This window comes from Burkholderia ubonensis subsp. mesacidophila, assembly GCF_002097715.1.
Lineage (GTDB): Bacteria > Pseudomonadota > Gammaproteobacteria > Burkholderiales > Burkholderiaceae > Burkholderia > Burkholderia mesacidophila.
Window position 1 is genome coordinate 543583 of the sequence record NZ_CP020737.1, and the last position, 15574, is coordinate 559156.

The window sequence follows — 15574 nt, forward strand, 5'->3', positions numbered from 1 at the left end:
ACCGCGCGCCCCATGCGCACCTGCACGGCCGGCACACGCTTCGCCGCCAGCGTCACACCGGCCTCGAGCCGCATCTTTCCGCGCAACTTCGCGTGTCACGTGACCGTCACCGGACGGCACGTCTGTTGCATCGGTTCCCGTCGATGCAACAAGTGGTTCCATCGAAATTCATCAATTGGTTCTTAGTCGCGAACCGTTTGATGCTTACACTCCTTCGCTTCGAAGGCGGCTGAACACAATGCCGACGGAAGGGCGCCGCGATGCGTCGGTACGCATCGCCCCGCAGTTTCGCAGACCTGCGTGGCGCACCCTGTCCGAGCGGCCGAGAATCCGGCAGCGGGCCGACGCACGCCGCGCCGAGTCCGGATCGAGAACGACAATCCCCAGCGCCGCCTTCAAGCGATACCCGGTCATACCGGAACCGTTTTATGGAGAGAGACACATGAATGGAAGCAAGACAGGGCTCGGCACCGGCCTGAAGCAACGCCACGTGACGATGCTGTCGATTGCGGGCGTGATCGGCGCGGGGTTGTTCGTCGGCTCCGGCCACGCGATCGCGGAAGCCGGCCCGGCGTCGCTGATCGCCTATGCGATCGCGGGCGCGCTGGTCGTGCTGGTGATGCGGATGCTGGGCGAAATGGCCGTCGCGCATCCGGACAGCGGCTCGTTCTCGACCTACGCCGATCGCGCGATCGGCCACTGGGCGGGCTTCACGATCGGCTGGCTGTACTGGTGGTTCTGGGTGCTCGTGATCCCGATCGAGGCGACCGCCGCCGCGACCATTCTCAATGCGTGGTTCCCGGGCGTCGCCACGTGGGTCTTCGCGCTCGGCATCACGTCCGTGCTGACGCTCACCAACCTCTTCTCCGTCAAGCATTACGGCGAGTTCGAATTCTGGTTCGCGCTGATCAAGGTCGTCGCGATCGTCGTGTTCCTCGCGATCGGCGGCGCGGCGATCGTCGGGCTGCTGCCGGTGCCGAGCGTATCGGGCGTGTCGAACCTGTTCGCGCACGAGGGCTTCATGCCGAAGGGCGCCGGCGCGGTGCTCGCGGCGATGCTGACGACGATGTTCTCGTTCCTCGGCACCGAGATCGTGACGATCGCAGCCGCCGAATCGGACAACCCGCAACGCCAGATCGTGCGCGCCACCAATTCGGTGATCTGGCGCATCACGCTGTTCTACCTCGGCTCGATCCTCGTCGTCGCGGCGATCGTGCCGTGGAACGATCCGCTGCTGCCGACGCACGGTTCGTACCAGCGCGCGATGGAACTGATCGGCATTCCGCACGCGAAGGCGATCATCGACGTGATCGTGCTGGTATCGGTCGCGAGTTGCCTGAACTCGGCGCTGTACACCGCGTCGCGGATGCTGTTCTCGCTGTCGAAGCGCCAGGACGCGCCCGCGTTCCTGCATCGCACCGATTCGACCGGCACGCCGCGCGCGGCGGTGCTCGCGTCGACCGCGTTCGGCTTCGTGACCGTGATCGCGAACTACCTGATGCCGGAGCAGGTGTTCGGCTTCCTGCTCGCGACGTCAGGCGCGATCGCGCTGCTCGTGTATCTCGTGATCGCGATCTCGCAGTTGCGGATGCGGCGGATCCTCGAAATCAGCGGCGCGAACGTGGCGCTGCGGATGTGGATGTTTCCGTGGCTCACGTGGGCGGTGATCGTGTTCATCTGCGGCACGCTGACGGTGATGCTGGTGAGCGAGGATCACCGGATGGAAGTGGGCGCGACGGCGGTGCTTGCGTTGATCGTGCTGGCCGCGTCGTGGCTCAACCGGCGGGCGCGAGTGGCGCGCGAACCGGCGGGGAAGGTGTCGGCGAGCCTGCGGTAAAGGGCACGGGCGACCGCCCCGGCAGGAGCCGGGGCAGGTCGTGCGGGGCAGCAGGACGGTGCTATTGCGTCCGCTTCAGGAACACGACATTGGGCTGCGCGCCCGGCACGGGGCCGGCCGGATAGTAGCCGCACTTCGACGGATCGGTGGAATAGCCGACGGGCTGCCAGTTGGCCGGCCATGAAAAACTCCAGCAGGCGGAGATGGTCGATCCCACGGGCATGTTATTGAAATACGTCATTTCCTGCCAATTGGGACCCGGGAGTCCGCCGGGCGGAATGCATTGTGGATTATTGAGCTGATTGGTGACGATCCAGCCCGATGCAATCTGGGTGGGAAAGCCGGCGCTGATGTGCGTGCGGTAATCATAAAAGCACGCGGACACGGTCGGCGCGCCGTTCTGCCCGACGCCCGGAGTGAGCCCGACCGCCGCGGGATTGGGAATCCCGGGGAGGGATTGCGCGTACAGCGGCCCCGCATGCATGCACAACACGGCCAGTGCGACGGAAACGCCTCGGAATGGGTTGTGATGATTTTTCATAGGTCAGCCCCTTATATGATTGATCGTATAAAGCGACTTCATTGCCTCCGATTCTTATGTTCAGGTGTGGGAGGCGAATCATTGTATTGGTAGGCTCTGTTTTTAAACATCTGATTTTTTGATTGAATTGATTGTTCTTGTGACATCGCCACTTTTGAAAATTAATCGAATGACATCGGTGATGGCGATGGTGAACAAGATCGAAATATTCGGGCAACTCGCCGGAACATTTGACGCCCGCTCTTTGCTGGCGGTGTTCCGTGGTCGCCCGCGATGCAAGTCTTCGGATGCGTGGCGACGTTTTCGCCTTTCGCCGGGCGCGTGGGGCCGGCATGTCGAAGACTGCGGATGGCGGGGGCTGTTCGGCGCGATGCGAGCGCTTTTCCCGCGAAGGGACCGCGCGATCATGGGGCCGCTCCGGCATCGAAGGCGTGTCGCGTGGAGGGTCACTCGTGCTACGGGGCAGGCTGGCGAAAGGTCACGGGGGTGTCGGGCGCGACGGGCCACGTCATTCCGCTGAACCGGGAGCGGCTTGCGGACATCTGATGAATTTCGGCGTTACAGGAACAGCATCGTCCGCGATCGGACAGGGAAACCAAGCGGGCACCGCGAATCAATCTCATTCGCTGGCGGCCCATCCATCCACCTTTCGAACAATGCCCGAGATACTGCAGTCGCTGCAGCCGACCGGCCATTTGTTCAGCGGCGCGCGCGTGATTCAAAGGCAAGCGACCGAGCACGGTGCCGTTGTCAGCGAGAACAGCATTGCGCGGGTTGGCCGCGATCTCGGCGCGGACGCGAATCTCTGCTATCCCAACATCAGCTCTTGCCTGACGGTAACCGGCCTGTCCAGGCAAGGCAGCCTCCGCGGTGCGCATCTGGCCACGCCTTTCGGTCTCAAGAAAGACGACGTGACAACCCTGGCGAAGGCGATCGGCGCGGGAGGCTGCGACAAGTTCGTGGTGGCGGGGCCGATCAAGGACATCAAGGCGCGTACGGACGAGGGCGAATGCAATACCCGGAAAGACATCGAAGCGCAGCTGAAGGAATTCTCGTCGGACGCGGAAGTCCGTTTTCTGGATACGAGCAAGCGCCCGCCGCCCTATAACATCTACGTCCAACGCGAACCACGGGCATCCGGCGATACGCTCAAGCTCCATATCGTCGACCAATCCGCAGCGGGCAGCGTCGCGGGAGTCGTGACGGCTCGCGTTCCGCGCGACGCCTCGCTACCCGCCGACGCGGAGGCCATTCCCGACAAGCAAGTCGTTCAAAGGGAGGTATCGTGGTGGATGCGGGCGTGAACGCCGTGCTCGCCGAAAGCGATCGAGCACGGGGCCGCGGCGTGGGGCGTGCGACGCCCGCGCCGCAACAAAAAAGCCCGCGACCTCGACGGTTCGCGGGCTTGCTCAGACAAACCGGCTGCTGCCGGCCTGCACTCAGACGTTGAACAGGAAGTTCATCACGTCGCCATCGTGCACGACGTATTCCTTGCCTTCCGCCCGCATCTTCCCGGCTTCCTTCGCGCCCTGTTCACCCTTGTACGCGATGAAGTCGTCGAACGCGATCGTCTGCGCGCGGATGAAGCCGCGCTCGAAGTCGGTGTGGATCACGCCGGCCGCCTGCGGCGCCGTATCGCCGATGTGAATCGTCCACGCGCGCACTTCCTTCACGCCCGCGGTGAAGTAGGTCTGCAGGCCGAGCAGCTTGAAACCCGCGCGGATCACGCGGTCGAGGCCCGGCTCGTCCATGCCCATGTCGGCGAGGAACGCTTCCTTGTCCACGTCGTCGAGATCGGCGATTTCCGCCTCGATCGCCGCGCACACCGCGACGACCGGCGCATTCTCGCTTTCCGCGTACTTGCGCACCGCGTCCAGGTGCGGGTTGTTCTCGAAGCCGTCGTCCGTCACGTTCGCGACGTACATTGCCGGCTTCGCGGTGATCAGGCAGAACGGCTTGAGCAGCGCCTGTTCGTCGTCGGACAGCGCGAGGCCACGCACGGCCTTGCCCTGGTCGAGTTGTGCGCGCACCTTGTCGAGCACCGCGACGAGCTTCGCCGCTTCCTTGTCGTTGCCCGACTTGGCGGCCTTCGAGTAGCGCGTGAGCGCCTTCTCGACGGTGCCGAGGTCGGCGAGCGCGAGTTCGGTGTTGATCACCTCGATGTCGTCGATCGGGCTCACCTTGCCGGCGACGTGGATGACGTTCTCGTCCTCGAAGCAGCGCACGACGTGCGTGATCGCGTCGGTTTCGCGGATGTTCGCGAGGAACTGGTTGCCGAGGCCTTCGCCCTTGCTCGCGCCCGCGACGAGGCCCGCGATGTCGACGAACTCGACGACGGCCGGCACGACGCGCTCGGGGCTGATGATCTCGGCGAGCGCCTTCAGGCGCGTGTCAGGCACTTCGACGACGCCGACGTTCGGCTCGATCGTGCAGAACGGATAGTTCTCGGCGGCGATGCCGGCCTTGGTCAGCGCATTGAACAGGGTGGACTTGCCGACGTTAGGCAAGCCGACGATGCCGCATTTGAGGCTCATGGAATCCTTCGAACGGGTGAAGCGGCGCGGCCGGGCGGGGCGCGGCGGCGCGGGACAAGGGGGCGGGCCGTCGCACTGCGCGACGGGCCGGCGTTCAAAGGCGCTATTGTACCGTGCCGCCGCGCGGGTTTCCGGGCGCCGGCCGAACGGACGGCGCCGCTGGGCCGTGTATGGCGCCGCTATCCTGCGATTCCCCTGATTTCCCGCAAAGTCCGGCCGCATAAGGGTTTGGCCCCGCGGCTATAATGCCCGCCATGACTGCCCACCACACCTTCGACGTCGCCGTGGTCGGCGGCGGGCTCGTCGGCAAGACGGCCGCGCTCGCGCTGACCCAGTCCGGCTACAAGACCGCGTTGCTCGCCCAGCCGGCGACGCCGCGCCCCGCCGATCTTGCCTTCGACACGCGCATCTACGCGCTGTCGTCCAGCTCGCAGGCGCTGCTCGAACGGCTGCGCGTCTGGCAGGCGCTCGATCACAGCCGGCTTGCGCCCGTCTACGACATGCGCGTCTACGGCGACGCGCACGCCGAACTCCATTTCTCCGCGTACCAGGCGTCGGTGCCGCAGCTCGCGTGGATCGTCGAATCGTCGCTGATCGAGACCTCGCTCGACGCCGCGCTGCGGTTCCAGCCGAACCTGACGTGGTTCGACGCGCGCGCGCAGGGTTTCGACGTGCGCGACGACGCGGCCGTGCTCACGCTGTCGTCAGGGCAGGTGCTCGAAGCCGACCTGGTCGTCGGCGCGGACGGCGCGCATTCGTGGGTGCGTTCGCAAATAGGGGCCAAGGTGGAGCGGCGCGACTACCGGCAGACCGGCGTCGTCGCGAACTTCAAGGCGTCGCTGCCGCACCGTGAAACGGCCCGCCAGTGGTTCCGCGACGGCGAGATCGTCGCGCTGCTGCCGCTGCCGGACGGCCACGTGTCGCTCGTCTGGTCGGCGCACACCGCGCATGCGGACCAGTTGCTGACGCTCGATCCCGCGCAGCTCGCGGCCGAAGTCGAGCGGGTCTCGCACGGGCAGGCCGGCACGCTCGAATGCGTGACGCCGGCGGCCGGCTTCCCGCTCGCGCTGCAGACCGTCGACAAGCTGATCGCGCCGCGCGTCGCGCTGGTCGGCGACGCCGCACACCTGATCCACCCGCTCGCGGGCCAGGGGATGAACCTCGGGCTGCGCGACGTCGCCGCGCTCGCCGATGCGATCGCGAGCAAGGAGAGCTTCCGCAACCTCGGCGATACCGTGCTGCTGCGCCGCTACGAGCGGTCGCGCCGCGAGGACATCCGCGCGCTGATGATCGCGACCGACGGCCTGCAGCGGCTGTTCGCGGCGCCCGGCCCGTTCGCGAAGGCGGTGCGCAACGCGGGCATGGCGTTCGTCGGCGCGCAGCCGCTCGTCAAGCGCTGGCTCGTGTCGGCCGCGCTCGGCTGAGCGAACCTTCGTACCGTTCCCGGGTCGGAGTCGGTTCCGTTACGGCGTACACTGTGCCGTGCACTCCGAATGAGCTGAAGGAAGACCTCGATGAAAAAAACGATCCGCATCGCCTCGCTGGCGCTGGCCGTCGCCGCGGCGACGCTGGGCTGCACCGCGCAGGCCGACCAGACCACCGACAAGCTGAAAGCGACGCTGCAGTCCCGTCTCGGCAGCGACGCGCCGATCAAGAGCGTGGCGAAATCGCCGGTAGCCGGCCTGTATGAAGTGAACCTCGGCTCGCAGATCATCTACAGCGACGCGTCCGGCGACTACTTGTTGCTCGGCGATCTCGTCGACGCGAAGTCGCGCAAGAACCTGACCGAAGCGCGCCTCGCCGAAATCAACAAGATCGATTTCGCGAGCCTGCCGTTCGCCAATGCGATCAAGGTCGTGAAGGGCAACGGCGCGCGCAAGATCGCCGTGTTCTCCGATCCGAACTGCCCGTACTGCAAGAAGCTCGAGACGACGCTGCAGTCGGTCGACAACGTGACGGTCTACACGTTCCTGTATCCGGTGCTGTCGCCGGATTCGACCGCGAAGTCGAAGGCGATCTGGTGCGCGACCGACCGCGCGAAGACGTGGGAGGGCTGGATGCTCGACCACCGCCCGCCGGCGAACGCCGCGAGCTGCGACACGAGCGCGCTCGACAAGAATCTCGCGCTCGGCCGCGGGATGAACGTCACCGGCACGCCGACGATCTTCCTGCCGGACGGCCGCCGCCTGCCGGGCGCCGTGTCCGCCGAGCAGCTGAATCAGGCGCTCGCTTCGAACAAGTAACCGATTGATGCGCCGGGCCGCGAGGCCCGGCCGGCGAGGGGCGCACGGGGTTTCTGCCCGGCGCCTCTCGTCGTTTCTGACGCCGCCTCCCCGACCGATTCCGACGATGAAAACGCCGATCCGCTATTCGATTGCCCCGAAAGATCCCGCCGCGCACCTGTTCGAGGTGTCGGTGACGGTCACCGATCCCGACCCCGAAGGGCAGCGGTTCTCACTGCCGGTGTGGATTCCGGGCAGCTACCTCGTGCGCGAGTTCGCGCGCAACATCGTGACGCTGCAGGCGTTCAACGAGGCGGGCCGCAAGGTGCGCATCGCGAAAGCCGACAAGCGCAGCTGGCAGGCCGCGCCGGTGAAGGGCGCGCTGACGCTGCGCTACGACGTCTACGCGTGGGACCTGTCGGTGCGCTCCGCGTATCTCGACGATACAGGCGGCTTCTTCAACGGCACGGCGGTGTTCCTGAGCGCCGTCGGCCGCGAGGACGCACCGTGCGAAGTGGAGATCGCGAAGCCCGCGGGCGCGGCGTTCCGCACGTGGCGCGTCGCGACCGCGCTGCCGGAGGCGCGCGGCACGAAGCGCTACGCGTTCGGCGCGTATCGCGCCTCGAACTATGACGAGCTCATCGACCATCCGGTGACGATCGGCGAATTCGCGCTCGCGACGTTCGACGCGCACGGCGTGCCGCACGACATCGTGGTCGCGGGGCGCGTGACGCAGCTCGACATGGACCGGCTGCGCGCCGACCTGAAGCGCGTGTGCGAAGCGCAGATCGCGCTGTTCGAGCCGAAGTCGAAGAAAGCGCCGATGGACCGCTACGTGTTCATGACGCTCGCGGTCAGCGACGGCTACGGCGGTCTCGAGCATCGCGCGTCGACCGCGCTGATCTGCAATCGCACCGATCTGCCGGTGAAGGGCCGCCCGGAAGCGTCGGAAGGCTATCGCACATATCTCGGCCTGTGCAGTCACGAGTACTTCCACACGTGGAACGTGAAGCGCATCAAGCCGGCGGCGTTCGTGCCGTACGACCTCGCGCAGGAAAACTACACGTCGCTGCTGTGGCTGTTCGAAGGCTTCACGTCGTATTACGACGACCTGATGCTGGTGCGCAGCGGGCTGATGTCGCAGCCCGAATACTTCGCGACGCTCGGCCGCACGATCGGCGGCGTGCAGCGCGGCACCGGCCGCCTGAAGCAGAGCGTCGCCGACAGCTCGTTCGACACGTGGATCAAGTACTACCGGCAGGACGAGAACGCGACGAATGCGATCGTCAGCTACTACACGAAGGGCTCGCTCGTCGCGCTCGCGTTCGATCTCGCGATTCGCGCGCAGACTCGCCACCGCAAGTCGCTCGACGACGTGATGCGGCTGCTATGGCAGCGCTACGGCCGCGACTTCTATAACGGCAAGCAGGCCGGCGTCGGCGAGGATGAAGTCGAGGCGCTGATCGAGGCAGCGACCGGCGTCGCGCTCGGCCGCCTGTACGCCGATGCGGTGCACGGCACGCGCGACCTGCCGCTCGCCGACCTGCTCGCGCCGTTCGGCGTGACGCTCGAACCGGATCTCGGCGTGAATGGCGCACAGGCGAAGCCGACGATCGGCGCGCGGCTGCGCGGCGGCGCGGATTGCACGCTGGCAGCGGTCTACGAGGGCGGCGCCGCGCACCGCGCGGGGCTGTCGGCCGGTGACACGCTGATCGCGCTCGACGGGCTGCGCGTGACCGGCACGAATCTCGATGTGCTGCTCGCGCGCTACCGGCCGGGCGACAAGGTCGAGATCCACGCGTTCCGTCGCGACGAGCTGCGCATCGCGAAGCTGAAGCTCGACGGCCCCGAGGTCGCGCGCTACAAGCTCGCCGCCGCCACGAAGCCTGCGGCGGCGCAGCGCACCGCGCAGGAAGCCTGGCTGAAAGGCTGAGCGGGCGGGCTCCGGCAATCAGGGCGCGATCAAGCATTGTTCTGCTGCTGCAACAATCCGTCGCCCTGAACCGGCTTTTTCGGGATGGGGGTGCCGCGCACAATGGCGTCACTCGCGCTGCACAAGCGCAAACCCACTGGAGCCCGACATGACGACCATTCTGCAAATCAATTCCGCCGCCCGTACGCAAGGCGCGCAGTCCACGCTGCTGGCCAATGAACTGACGGCAAAGCTGCAACAATCGAACCCCGGCGCGAAGGTCGTGGTCCGCGACCTGCTGGCCGATGCGCTGCCGCATCTCGACGAATCCGTGCTCGGCGCGTTCTTCACGCCGGCCGACCAGCGCAGCGCGGAACAGAATGCGATCGTCGCGAAGAGCGATGCGCTGATCGCCGAGCTGCAAGCGGCAGACGTCATCGTGATCGGCGCGCCGATGTACAACTTCGGCATCTCGTCGCAACTGAAGACTTACTTCGACTGGATCGCGCGCGCCGGCGTCACGTTCCGTTACACCGAGAACGGCCCGGAAGGCCTGATCAAGGGCAAGAAGGTGCACGTGGTGACGGCGCGCGGCGGCAAGTACCTCGGTACGCCGAACGACAGCCAAACCCCGTTCCTGCGCACGTTCCTCGGCTTCCTGGGCATGACCGACGTGAACTTCATTCACGCGGAAGGCCTGAACCTGGGGCCGGATGCGCAGAGCGCGGCGCTCGCCAGCGCACGCGAAGCGATCGCCGCCGCGTAATGCGGGTTGGCCGGTTGCGACGGGCGCGATGCGTCCGTCCGCCCGGACGATAAAAAACGCCGCGTACCCAAAGGTGCGCGGCGTTTTTGCATGGGGCCGGAAACAACCGGAAACGCGGCGGCGTTACGCGAACGTCTTGGCCTCGTCCGGCAGGCGCCAGTCGATCGGCGCGCGATCGTGCGCCGCGAGGTAATCGTTCGCGAGCGCGAAATGGCGGCAGCCGAGGAAGCCGCGGTGCGCGGACAGCGGCGACGGATGCGGCGCCTCGAGCACGCAATGCGCGTCCGCGTCGAACAGCGCGCGCTTGGCCTGCGCGTGCGCGCCCCACAGCATGAACACCAGCCCGCGATGGCGGTTCGCCAGCTCGTGGATCAGCGTGTCCGTGCATTGCTCCCAGCCGCGTTTCGCGTGGCTTGCCGCCGCGCCGCGCTCGACCGTCAGCACGGTGTTGAGCAGCAGCACGCCCTGGCGCGCCCACGAGTCGAGACAGCCGTGACGCGGCGTGTCGTGGCCGAAGTTCGCGGCGATTTCCTTGAAGATGTTGCGCAGCGACGGCGGCGGCTTGACCGCCGGCGGCACCGAGAACGCGAGGCCGTGCGCCTGCGGCGTGCCGCGGTCGTCGCCGTGATACGGGTCCTGGCCGAGGATCACGACCTTCACGTCGTCCGGGCTCGTGAGCCGCAGCGCGCGGAATACGTCGGTCGGATAGACGGTCTTGCCGGCCGCGCGTTCGCTGTCGACGAAGCGGCACAGCGGGTCATAGGCGTCGCTGGCGACGAACGGCGCGAGGACCCCGCGCCATGCGTCGGGCAGCGCGTCGAATTGGGCGGCGAGATGCTGGATGTCGCCCGGCGTCGCGGCTGGCGCGGGCGAGGCGGCGACCGCCACCGGAGTTGCGGGGGTATCGGTGACGAGATCGTCGAACAGCGACGCCTGCTGCGGCGTGCGGGAAGTCTTACGGGTTGCCATGCGTGATTATTGCGCGCGCAGCCGGTAGCCGCGCTGCGCCTTGCTGATGTTGTCGGGGGCGAGGCCGGGCAGCGCCTGCTGCAACTCGGCGGCGAGCGTCGCGAGCGCCGACTCCGGGCCGTCGATCAGTTCGAGTTCGATTTCGCTGATCGGTTCATGGCGCGTTTCGCTTTCCGCCTGAACGACGATCTCGCCGAGATCCACCGCCGCTTCGACGGTCGCGCCGCCGATCGCGACGCGCCACAGCGTGCGCGTGAAATCGGTGCGGAACAGCGCGTGCAGCGCGGGCGCCGCGCCGCGCAGCGCGTCGGCGGCTTCAGCCACGTCGCACGCGGCGACGAGCGCGTCGATCTCGAGCGCGTCGCCGGCCACCGGCAGCTCCCACTCGTGACGCCGATGCAGCCCGCCTTCGGCGGTGCCGACCGTCTTGAACGTCTGCAGCCAGCCGTGCGGCGCGCGGCGCACCCGCACCGCGCTCTTCGAGCGGGCGAGCGCGAGATCCGGCGTGTCGTAATAGACGTTCGCGAGCGCGATCTCGCGCCCGGGCTCGCCGGTCAGCGTCGCGAAGAACTGCTGCGCGGCTGCGGCCTGTCCGGCCGGCAGCGCGAGCTTGATTTCCTTTTCGATCGCCATCAGAAGAACATCCGCGCGAGCGCTTCGCCCGGGTGCTCGGCGCGCATGAACGCCTCGCCGACGAGGAACGTGTTCACGTTCGCCGCGCGCATCGTATCGACGTCGGTGCGCGACAGGATGCCCGACTCGGTCACGGCGATGCGGTCCGGCGGGATCATGTCGAGCATGTCGAGCGAGGTCTGGATCGACGTCTCGAACGTGCGCAGGTTGCGGTTGTTGATGCCGAGGAGCGGCGTCTTGAGCGTCAGCGCCTGCTCCATCTCGTCGCGGTCGTGCACTTCGACCAGCACCGCGAGACCGAGCGAGTGCGCGTACGCCTCCAGGTCCTGCATCAGCGGCGTGTCGAGCGCGGCGGCGATCAGCAGGATCGCGTCGGCGCCCATCGCGCGCGCTTCGAGGATCTGGTACGCATCGACGATGAAGTCCTTGCGCAGCACCGGCAGCGTGCAGGCCGCGCGCGCCTCCTCCAGATAGCGGACGCCGCCCTGGAAGAACTGCTCGTCGGTCAGCACCGACAGGCAAGCGGCGCCATGCGTCGCGTACGACCGCGCGATGTCGGCCGGCACGAAGTGCTCGCGCAGCACGCCCTTCGACGGGCTGGCCTTCTTGATTTCGGCGATCACGGCGGGTTGGCCGGCCGCATGCTTCGCGCGCAGCGCGCCGACGAAGTCGCGCAGGTCGCGCGCGGACGCGTCCAGCTTCAGCGCTTCGAGCGGCGTGCTGCGCATGGCCGCCGCGACCTCTTCGCGCTTGACGGCAATGATTCGTTCGAGAATGTCGCTCATGGGAGTCTCGTGCTTGATTCGGGTTCGAAAGGGCGGGTCAGCGCTTGAACTGCTGCGTGAAGCGCACCAGCTCGTCGACCTTCGCGCGCGCCTTGCCGCTCGCGATTGCCTCGCGGGCAAGCTGGATGCCGTCGGCGATCGACGCGGCGACGTTCGCCGCATACAGCGCGGTGCCCGCATTCAACGTGACGATCTCGCGCGCGACGCCCGGCTGGTTGTCGAGCGCGCCGAGCAGCATCACGCGCGATTCGTCGGCATTTTCCACCTTCAGCGAGCGGTTCGACACCATCTGCAGGCCGAAGTCCTCCGGATGGATCTCGTACTCGTGCACCTCGCCGTCGCGCAGCTCGCCGACGAGCGTCGCGGCGCCGAGCGACACCTCGTCCATCCCGTCCTTGCCGTACACGACGAGCACGTGCTGCGCGCCGAGACGCTGCATCACGCGCACCTGGATGCCGACGAGGTCAGGGTGGAACACGCCCATCAGCTGGTTCGGCGCGCCGGCCGGATTGGTCAGCGGGCCGAGGATGTTGAAGATCGTCCGCACGCCGAGCTCGCGGCGCACCGCTGCGATGTTCTTCATCGCCGGATGGTGGTTCGGCGCGAACATGAAGCCCATCCCGGTCTCGGCGATCGACGCGGCCACCTGGTCCGGCTGCAGGTCGATGTTGACGCCGAGCGCCTCGAGCACGTCGGCGCTGCCGGACTTGCTCGACACGCCGCGGTTGCCGTGCTTCGCCACCTTCGCGCCGGCCGCGGCCGTGACGAACATCGTCGCGGTCGAGATGTTGAACGTATGCGAGCCGTCGCCGCCGGTGCCGACGATGTCGACGAAATTCGAGTTGTCCGCCACCTGCACGTGGTTCGCGAATTCGCGCATCACGGTCGCGGCGGCGGTGATTTCGCCGATCGTTTCCTTCTTCACGCGCAGGCCGGTGATGATCGCGGCAGCCATCACCGGCGACATGTCGCCGCGCATGATGAGCCGCATCAGGTGCAGCATTTCGTCGTGGAAGATCTCGCGGTGCTCGATCGTGCGCTGGAGCGCCTCCTGAGGGGTGATCGTCATCGTGAGGCTCCGGTCAGGCGGTGTGCGCGGCCGCTGCGCGCGCGTCTTTCAGGAAGTTCTCGAGCAGCGCATGGCCGTGCTCGGACAGGATCGATTCCGGATGGAACTGCACGCCTTCGATCGGCAGCGTCTTGTGGCGCACGCCCATGATCTCGCCGTCGTCGGTCCACGCCGAGACCTCGAGGCAGTCCGGCAGCGATTCGCGCTCGATCGCGAGCGAGTGGTAGCGCGTGACGTCGAAGTGCTTCGGCAGGTCCGCGAACACGCCGCGGCAGTCGGTTTCGATCCGGCTCACCTTGCCGTGCATGATGGTCTTCGCGCGCACGACGCGGCCGCCGAACGCTTCGCCGATCGCCTGGTGGCCGAGGCACACGCCGAGGATCGGCTTCTTGCCCGCGAATTCGCGCAGCACGTCGAGCGTGATGCCTGCGTGCTGCGGATTGCTCGGTCCGGGCGACAGGCAGATCGCGGCGGGATTCAGGCGCGCGATCTCGTCGAGCGTGATTTCGTCGTTGCGATAGGTGCGCACGTCCTCGCCCAGTTCGCCGAAGTACTGGACCAGGTTGTAGGTGAACGAGTCGTAGTTGTCGATCATGAGCAGCATGGTCAGTCTCCGGTCAGAAGTCGCTGTCGAGGCCGTCTTGGACCTGTTCGGCCGCACGCAGCACCGCGCGCGCCTTGTTCTCGGTCTCTTGCCATTCGGATTCGGGCACCGAATCCGCGACGACGCCGGCCGCCGCTTGCACATACAGGTTGCCGTTGTGGATCAGGCCGGTGCGGATCGCGATCGCGAGGTCCATCTCGCCCGAGAACGACAGGTAGCCGACGGCGCCGCCGTACAGCCCGCGCTTGACCGGCTCGAGCTCGTCGATCAGCTCCATCGCGCGCACCTTCGGCGCGCCCGACAGCGTGCCGGCCGGGAACGTCGCGCGCAGCACGTCGTAGTTCGTCATGCCGGGCTTCAGCTTGCCTTCGACCGAGCTGACGATGTGCTGCACGTGCGAGTACTTCTCGATCACCATCTTGTCGGTCACCTGGACCGAGCCGATTTCCGCGATGCGGCCCACGTCGTTGCGCGCGAGGTCGATCAGCATCACATGCTCGGCAATCTCCTTCGGATCGTTGAGCAGTTCGGTCGCGAGCTCCGCGTCGCGTTCCGGCGTGTTGCCGCGCGGGCGCGTGCCGGCGAGCGGGCGGATCGTGACGATCTGGTCGTCGCCGCGCTTCTCCTGGCGCACGAGGATTTCCGGCGACGCGCCGACCACGTGGAAATCGCCGAAGTTGTAGTAATACATGTACGGCGACGGATTCAACGAGCGCAGCGCGCGGTACAGCGACAGCGGGTTGTCGCGATACGGCTTCGTCAGGCGCTGGCCGACCTGGATCTGCATCAGCTCGCCGGCCGCGATGTATTCCTTCGCCTGGCGCACGGCGGCCAGATAGTCTTCCTTCTTGAACTCGCGGAACGTTTCGGTGCGCACGCTCGCCGACGTGACGGGCGGCTGCACGGTCGCGCGCAGCCGTTGCTTCAGCTCGCGCAGGCGCTGCTTCGCCTTCGTGTACGCCTCCGGCTGGCCCGGATCGGCGTAGATGATCAGGTACAGCTTGCCGGCCAGGTTGTCGATGACGGCGACTTCCTCCGTCAGCAACAGCTGGATGTCGGGCAGGCCGAGATCGTCGCGCGGCGCGGTGTGCGCGAGCTTCTTCTCGATGTAGCGCACCGCGTCGTAGCCGAAGTAGCCGGCGAGACCGCCGCAGAAGCGCGGCAGGCCAGGACGCTGCGCGACCTTGAAGCGCGCCTGGAACGCGGCGATGAACTCGAACGGATCGCCGTCGTGCGTCTCGACGACCTGGCCGTCGCGCACCACCTCGGACACGCCGTTGCGGGTACGCACGAGGGTGCGCGCCGGCAGGCCGATGAACGAGTAGCGGCCGAAGCGTTCGCCGCCGACCACCGATTCGAGCAGGAACGAGTTGGCGCCGGTGCGTTCGGGCTGCGCCAGCTTCAGGTAGAGGGACAGCGGCGTTTCGAGATCGGCCAGGGCCTCCGCGATCAGCGGAATGCGGTTGTAGCCTTCGTTCGCGAGCGATTGGAATTCGAGTTCGGTCATGTTCCGGTCCTGTTCTGGACGAGCGGCGGGATGCGCCGGGGATCACGTGATGCTGCGCGGCTGCTGTCGGCGGAACGGCGGTCGATCGTGGTGTGCCTGGTGCCGGCGGGCGGATTCCGGAGCGCGAACGTCGCGAGCCTGCGACCGTCCCTGAACGCAAGCGTTCGGGTGCGGTAGGACTCGAGGTGGTGCGGC

14 protein-coding genes are annotated in these 15574 nt (G+C 67.0%); 6 read left to right on the forward strand and 8 right to left on the reverse strand.

The window, feature by feature from the left end:
- The first annotated feature begins 442 nt into the window (after positions 1 to 442).
- Positions 443 to 1837, forward strand: a complete 1395-nt coding sequence (gene gabP, locus B7P44_RS02595; RefSeq protein WP_084900336.1) for a GABA permease — start codon at positions 443 to 445, stop codon at positions 1835 to 1837.
- A 61-nt stretch (positions 1838 to 1898) separates the two neighbouring features.
- On the opposite strand, the gene B7P44_RS02600 is transcribed toward gabP, so the two are convergent.
- Positions 1899 to 2321 carry a hypothetical protein gene (locus B7P44_RS02600; RefSeq protein WP_231716679.1) on the reverse strand — a complete coding sequence of 141 codons (423 nt, stop codon included), beginning with the start codon at positions 2319 to 2321 and terminating at the stop codon, positions 1899 to 1901.
- A gap of 602 nt (positions 2322 to 2923) precedes the next feature.
- Here B7P44_RS02600 and B7P44_RS02605 point away from each other — a divergent pair.
- Entirely contained in the window at positions 2924 to 3682 is a 759-nt protein-coding gene (locus B7P44_RS02605) for a hypothetical protein (RefSeq protein ID WP_231716645.1), read from the forward strand.
- 135 nt (positions 3683 to 3817) lie between these two features.
- Here the strand turns inward: B7P44_RS02605 and ychF are convergent, their stop codons facing one another.
- A complete protein-coding gene (ychF, locus tag B7P44_RS02610; protein WP_084900342.1) occupies positions 3818 to 4912 on the reverse strand; it encodes a redox-regulated ATPase YchF in 1095 nt (364 codons plus the stop codon).
- A gap of 245 nt (positions 4913 to 5157) precedes the next feature.
- Between ychF and B7P44_RS02615 the strand changes: the two genes are divergently transcribed.
- The 4 genes from B7P44_RS02615 to B7P44_RS02630 all read left to right on the forward strand — a co-directional run bounded on the left by B7P44_RS02615 (position 5158) and on the right by B7P44_RS02630 (position 9812).
- Positions 5158 to 6336 (forward strand): UbiH/UbiF family hydroxylase, encoded by a 1179-nt coding sequence (locus B7P44_RS02615; RefSeq protein ID WP_084900345.1) that lies wholly within the window; start codon positions 5158 to 5160, stop codon positions 6334 to 6336.
- 90 nt (positions 6337 to 6426) lie between these two features.
- Entirely contained in the window at positions 6427 to 7155 is a 729-nt protein-coding gene (locus tag B7P44_RS02620; protein ID WP_084900348.1) for a DsbC family protein, read from the forward strand.
- A gap of 106 nt (positions 7156 to 7261) precedes the next feature.
- Positions 7262 to 9067: a M61 family metallopeptidase gene (locus B7P44_RS02625; RefSeq protein WP_084900351.1), complete on the forward strand. Its 1806-nt coding sequence runs from the start codon at positions 7262 to 7264 to the stop codon at positions 9065 to 9067.
- Positions 9068 to 9215: 148 nt separating this feature from the next.
- Positions 9216 to 9812, forward strand: a complete 597-nt coding sequence (locus tag B7P44_RS02630) for an FMN-dependent NADH-azoreductase (protein WP_084900354.1) — start codon at positions 9216 to 9218, stop codon at positions 9810 to 9812.
- Between the two features lie 123 nt (positions 9813 to 9935).
- Here the strand turns inward: B7P44_RS02630 and B7P44_RS02635 are convergent, their stop codons facing one another.
- From B7P44_RS02635 to trpE, 6 genes are read right to left on the reverse strand one after another with little or no spacing between them, the layout of a single operon-like run.
- Entirely contained in the window at positions 9936 to 10781 is an 846-nt protein-coding gene (locus B7P44_RS02635; RefSeq protein WP_084900357.1) for a uracil-DNA glycosylase, read from the reverse strand.
- Positions 10782 to 10787: 6 nt separating this feature from the next.
- Entirely contained in the window at positions 10788 to 11414 is a 627-nt protein-coding gene (locus B7P44_RS02640) for a CYTH domain-containing protein (protein WP_084900360.1), read from the reverse strand.
- Positions 11414 to 12199 (reverse strand): indole-3-glycerol phosphate synthase TrpC, encoded by a 786-nt coding sequence (gene trpC / locus B7P44_RS02645; protein ID WP_084900363.1) that lies wholly within the window; start codon positions 12197 to 12199, stop codon positions 11414 to 11416. The genes B7P44_RS02640 and trpC overlap by 1 nt, the downstream gene beginning before the upstream one ends.
- A 37-nt stretch (positions 12200 to 12236) precedes the next feature.
- Positions 12237 to 13268 carry an anthranilate phosphoribosyltransferase gene (gene trpD, locus B7P44_RS02650; RefSeq protein WP_059612173.1) on the reverse strand — a complete coding sequence of 344 codons (1032 nt, stop codon included), beginning with the start codon at positions 13266 to 13268 and terminating at the stop codon, positions 12237 to 12239.
- Between the two features lie 13 nt (positions 13269 to 13281).
- Positions 13282 to 13872: an aminodeoxychorismate/anthranilate synthase component II gene (locus B7P44_RS02655; protein ID WP_084900366.1), complete on the reverse strand. Its 591-nt coding sequence runs from the start codon at positions 13870 to 13872 to the stop codon at positions 13282 to 13284.
- Positions 13873 to 13885: 13 nt separating this feature from the next.
- Positions 13886 to 15379, reverse strand: a complete 1494-nt coding sequence (gene trpE, locus B7P44_RS02660) for an anthranilate synthase component I (protein WP_084900368.1) — start codon at positions 15377 to 15379, stop codon at positions 13886 to 13888.
- Between the last annotated feature and the right edge of the window lie 195 nt (positions 15380 to 15574).

What these genes read in the sequence shown, in the direction of transcription:
- gabP (WP_084900336.1), top strand. Translation starts at nt 443, where the DNA reads ATGAATGGAAGCAAGACAGGGCTCGGCACCGGCCTGAAGCAACGCCAC.
- B7P44_RS02600 (WP_231716679.1), bottom strand. Translation starts at nt 2,321, where the DNA reads ATGCATGCGGGGCCGCTGTACGCGCAATCCCTCCCCGGGATTCCCAAT.
- B7P44_RS02605 (WP_231716645.1), top strand. Translation starts at nt 2,924, where the DNA reads ATGAATTTCGGCGTTACAGGAACAGCATCGTCCGCGATCGGACAGGGA.
- ychF (WP_084900342.1), bottom strand. Translation starts at nt 4,912, where the DNA reads ATGAGCCTCAAATGCGGCATCGTCGGCTTGCCTAACGTCGGCAAGTCC.
- B7P44_RS02615 (WP_084900345.1), top strand. Translation starts at nt 5,158, where the DNA reads ATGCCCGCCATGACTGCCCACCACACCTTCGACGTCGCCGTGGTCGGC.
- B7P44_RS02620 (WP_084900348.1), top strand. Translation starts at nt 6,427, where the DNA reads ATGAAAAAAACGATCCGCATCGCCTCGCTGGCGCTGGCCGTCGCCGCG.
- B7P44_RS02625 (WP_084900351.1), top strand. Translation starts at nt 7,262, where the DNA reads ATGAAAACGCCGATCCGCTATTCGATTGCCCCGAAAGATCCCGCCGCG.
- B7P44_RS02630 (WP_084900354.1), top strand. Translation starts at nt 9,216, where the DNA reads ATGACGACCATTCTGCAAATCAATTCCGCCGCCCGTACGCAAGGCGCG.
- B7P44_RS02635 (WP_084900357.1), bottom strand. Translation starts at nt 10,781, where the DNA reads ATGGCAACCCGTAAGACTTCCCGCACGCCGCAGCAGGCGTCGCTGTTC.
- B7P44_RS02640 (WP_084900360.1), bottom strand. Translation starts at nt 11,414, where the DNA reads ATGGCGATCGAAAAGGAAATCAAGCTCGCGCTGCCGGCCGGACAGGCC.
- trpC (WP_084900363.1), bottom strand. Translation starts at nt 12,199, where the DNA reads ATGAGCGACATTCTCGAACGAATCATTGCCGTCAAGCGCGAAGAGGTC.
- trpD (WP_059612173.1), bottom strand. Translation starts at nt 13,268, where the DNA reads ATGACGATCACCCCTCAGGAGGCGCTCCAGCGCACGATCGAGCACCGC.
- B7P44_RS02655 (WP_084900366.1), bottom strand. Translation starts at nt 13,872, where the DNA reads ATGCTGCTCATGATCGACAACTACGACTCGTTCACCTACAACCTGGTC.
- trpE (WP_084900368.1), bottom strand. Translation starts at nt 15,379, where the DNA reads ATGACCGAACTCGAATTCCAATCGCTCGCGAACGAAGGCTACAACCGC.